General features: G+C 38.7%; 1 protein-coding gene. It reads left to right on the top strand.

Annotated elements, in window-relative coordinates; translation table 11 throughout:
* Window positions 1-4,213, top strand: a 4,213-nt coding sequence (locus CN514_RS13850) for a S8 family serine peptidase (protein ID WP_141529377.1), incomplete at both ends; no start/stop codon positions are given.

Raw genomic sequence — 4,213 nt, 5'->3', positions numbered from 1 at the left:
AAGAAAATGTTTAGAAATGTTACTACACTAGCATTAACAACAGGACTTATTAGTACTACAATGACACCAGGTTCCTTTTCACAACAAGTTCATGCACAAGCAACTTCAAAGATTGAACAAGTACTAGCGCAAATGACGTCTCAACAGCGCGAGGCAATCAAGCAATTGAAATTAAGTGACAAAGAGGGACTCCAATTGTCTCCTGATATCGATCAAACAAGTGATAAGCTTACCTCGGTCATTGTCGAGTTTAAGGACAAGCCACAGCAGACTGCCGTTTTAGAAGCAGAGGCGGATGGAGTAAAGTTAACAACTGATGCTGCAAAAGAAAAGGTGGATGCTTCACACGAAACATTCCAAAAAGAATTAAAAACAATTTTTAGTAGTGAATTAAAATCAAAGAAAAATCCATATTCAATTAAACGATCATATAAAAAAGCATTTAATGGGGTTTCTATGACTCTACCAGGTAACAAAGTAAAGTCGTTACTTAAATCCAATGCAGTAAAAGCTGTCTGGAGTGATATGCAAGTTCAAGTGGAGCCACCTTCGATCAAGGAGACGACGACTAAGCAAGCTGCAACGCATACGATGGTTACATTCCCTGGTGTTGAGAAACTTCATCAAGAAGGCTTTACAGGTAAAGGGGTAAAAGTCGGTATTCTTGATACTGGGATTGATTACAATCATCCAGATCTAAAAGGTGCTTTTAAAGGTGGTTACGATTTCGTTGATAATGACAATGACCCAATGGAAACCTCTTATGCCGATTGGAAGAAGTCTGGCCAGCCTGAATTAGGTTCAAGCGGTGAAGCGTACTATACTGAGCATGGAACACATGTAGCTGGTATTATTTCTGGACAAGCAAAAAACAATGCAGATTTTGCTGTAGAAGGCGTTGCACCTGAAGCTGATATTTATGCTTATCGTGTACTAGGACCATATGGATCTGGCTCTACATCGGCTATTTTGGCAGGTATCGATAAGGCAGTATCAGATGGAATGGATATTATTAATATGTCTCTTGGAGCTAATTACAATGATCCATTATATCCTACGAGTATTGCAGTAAACAATGCTGTTCTAGCAGGAGTAACGGCAATTGTCGCAGCTGGAAACTCAGGAGATCGAATGTATTCACTTGGCGCACCTGGTAATGCACCATTAGCCATAACTGTTGGAGCTAGCGATACATCTGTTTCTATTCCTAATTTTTCAGGATCATTACATTCTTCAACAGGAGATTTGCCTGCTGATCTTAAGTTAGCTGCTAAAGGATTAACTGATGATGTAGCGGACTTTGAAGGTCAAACTTTACAAATGGTAAATGTATCATTCGGAGGAGAACCTAGCTATTGGATGGGTTCTGCCGGAAGTTCGGATCTAATCGATGTAAAGGGAAAAGTAGTTTTAGCAAAACGTGGTAGCTATGGTATCACTCAAATCATAGCGACTGCTAAAGCGCATGGCGCAAAAGCTGTTGTATTATATGATACAAATGTTCCTTTAGGTGACGTATACTTTGCAGACGGCTACGGCTTACTTCCAACATTTTTACTAAGTTACGCACAAGGAAGTGCCTTAGCAGCTAAATTACCTTTAGTTGGGGCATCTAAAGGTACGTCTCTTGGCTTCACGTTTAGTAATATGAAACAACAAGTGACAATTGGTGATAAATTAGCGCCTTTTAGCTCACGTGGTCCATCACGTGTATTGTACGATATTAAGCCTGAAGTAACAGCACCTGGTGTATCTGTTTTTTCTACTGTTCCTTCTTACATGCATGGAGCAGATCAAATCGGAAACTATCAATACGCATATGAGCGTTTATCTGGAACGTCAATGGCAACTCCTAATGTAGTTGGGGTTGCAGCATTATTAATGCAAGCTCACCCAGATATGTCACCTGCAGATATTAAATCAACACTTATGAATACAGCGGATCCATTAAATGATAAATACAGTGTATATGAAGTTGGGGCAGGACGTGTAAACCCATATGATGCTGTTCATGCTCAGACGGAAATTCAAGTAAAAGAAAAAACTTCAACAGTAAAAGATAATGCAAGTAATAATGGAGCAACAACTCTAGCAAGCAAAGGAATTAAACAAATTAAAAACATTACTGGTGCATTAAGTTTTGGAGAACAAGCTGTTACTGGTAAAGACTTAACAGATCAACGTTCTATTACGTTTTTTAATAAAAGCTCTGTAGATAAAACATATGATGTGAAGGTTCAATTCCAGACTTTGGATGGACGGTTTACAAATGATTCTAGAGCGGATCAAAACGCTGCTGAAAATGGCGTAACATTAGATGTTAAGTCATCTGTAAAAGTGAAGCGATATAGTAGTGCGAATATGGATGCTACCATCAATGTTCCTAAGACTGCAAAGCTTGGAACTTATGAAGGTTATGTAGTGTATACAAATCAAAAGGATCCTAATGAAACATATAAAATTCCATTTGCGATTCATACAGTAAAAGAAGGGATTCACCATGTTGCAGGAAATCCACCTACATTTACGACTGCGGTAGAGGCGGGGTATAACGGAATAAGATGGTCCATCGGTCTTAACTTCCAATTAAATTCTCATATGCGTACGATGGATTTATTCCTTGTCGATCCGAAAACGAACAAAGAAATTGGCTTCCTTGGGACTTTGGACGGCATGGGTGCGGATGAGAATATTGAATATTATTTAAGAGGTGCAATGAACGAAGGTTATTATTATCCATTAACTGGAAATCCGGAGCAACCAATTGCTTATGATAAGGAACAAACTGCACCAGGATTATACAAAATCAAGCTTGTAGGAACAAATGATCAAGGAAAAACCTTCAGCGCAGACGCTCCTGTTTACTATAGCGTTACCCAGCCTACACTCAATCTAAGTTCGGAATCTGGCATCTATGAATATAGCCCTGATCAGCAAGTCGTATCGTTAACAGGTTCAGTCTATGATCCTGATGTGGATAATATGAAAATCGGCGGTATCAATGCTTCTCAAGGAAATAATAAAGTTTTCTATTCGGTTCCTAGTAAACTATTAGGAGGGGGGACTGTTTCGGTTCCGGTGAACAGTGACGGCAATTTTACTACACAAATCCCGCTGAACAAGACAATCCAACCGTTTAAAGTGGATATGTATGCGGAAAACATGGCGACAGTACAGAACTACTATGGCCATAAATCCTTATACTACGTGAAACAAGGCACGCCGTATGGAACAGCTATCCCTGATAAACAAAAAGTAAAAGCAGGCGAAACGGTGACAGTTACCCTTTCTATGAACAATATGGCAAATATGAAGCAAGCCGTGTATTCATTTTATGATCAAAGCTTATTGAATGCTGAGTTAGTAAGTATTAAACCAAATGCAGCATTGAAAGGAAAAGTAGATATTCAGACAGTGGATACAGATGTAGAAGTAGACGGAAAAAAGGTAAAAAGAACAGATATTACTGCAACATTAATTGGTGATGCAGCTCAAACAGGAGTTGCCGGAAAAGTTCCAATGGTAGATATAACATATAAAGTGAAAGGTGATTCTGAAAGTGCAAGCCTAGGTTTAGCACAATTCAATGTATCGTACACAAATACGGATAGCACAACGAAATCCTCTTTTGGTATTAGTCTTCCTTATCAGGTGGAACGAACATACTCCTTCATGAAATCATGGGTTTATGGAGAAGCATTTATGATTCCTCAACTTGATGAGCCATCAACATTGGATTATGTAAAGGCAGGTGCAAAAGTCAAAGTGACAGATGAAGCAGGAAAAGAATATCCAAACACGTTTGGAAGTAATAGTGGTTTCCCTTGGCATTTTACATCTAACCTGCCATTAACGGATAAACCATTTACACTAGAGGTGGATATTCCAGGACATTTCACTGTGAAGAAAACCTTTACAATCGGTCTGAAAGAAAATGGGGAAGAAGTGAAACCTTACTCGAAGGCACTCTATTATGAAAATGCACCTGCCGGAGATGTGAATAAAGATAATGTCATTGATGTGAAAGATGCTTTATACATCCAAACTTATTGGGGGACAAATAAGCGTGCGGCAGACATTAACTATGATGGCGTTGTTGATGCAAAAGATATACAATATGTAATCAATAACTACCTAATGCAAAATCCTTGGAATGACAATTCACCAAAAGCAGCTACAAAGTATAAGAGCAAAACATTAGATGATGTTTTAG

The sequence above is a fragment of the Bacillus sp. AFS001701 genome, assembly GCF_002559405.1.
Lineage (GTDB): Bacteria > Bacillota > Bacilli > Bacillales > Bacillaceae_G > Gottfriedia.
Note: the sequence above shows the minus strand (reverse complement) of the source record. Positions and strands in the feature narration are given on the sequence as shown.